At 41.2% G+C, this 503-nt stretch carries 1 protein-coding gene; it reads left to right on the plus strand.

Translation table 11 applies throughout. The annotated features are described in order from the left end of the window. On the plus strand, positions 1 to 306 hold a 306-nt coding region (locus R7Z49_RS27990; RefSeq protein WP_318112921.1), incomplete at its 5' end, for a LysR substrate-binding domain-containing protein. Positions 307 to 503: the final 197 nt, after the last annotated feature.

Below are 503 nucleotides of genomic sequence, written 5' to 3' on the forward strand. Positions count from 1 at the left end.
TTAGAGAAAGAGCATTGTTTAACTGAACATGCAGTTTCCGCTTGTAAGCTGACCGATAAAGAGAAAATTAACCCGTTTACGGCAACCAGCTTACATACCTTGGTGCAGATGGTCGCGAACGGCTTAGGTACCACTTTTATTCCTCAAATGGCAATCGAACACGGCTTGTTACACAACCAAAATTTGGTGGTGATCGACCCTCCTGGCCAGCAAGCGTATCGCGAAATTGGTTTGGTTTGGCGCCCTAGTTCATCAAGAACAAACACTTTTAACCAACTTGCAGATGTGGTTTCCGAACTGCTTTAGCTATTAGTATTAGCCTTTACTTCCTCACTATTTCTCTAAAAGCGCACTGGAAACGGTGCGCTTTCTAGTATTTTATTCTGTCGGTGAACTTTGACTTGTAAAATTTCACAGCTTTATTTTCGTGAAGCTTTCATAAAATTGTGAAATTTCACAATGTTAATTTTACACAATCGGCTGCGCATTGTGTTTAACCTCCG

The organism is Vibrio sp. 1562, from assembly GCF_033340155.1.
GTDB classification, from domain to species: domain Bacteria; phylum Pseudomonadota; class Gammaproteobacteria; order Enterobacterales; family Vibrionaceae; genus Vibrio; species Vibrio alginolyticus.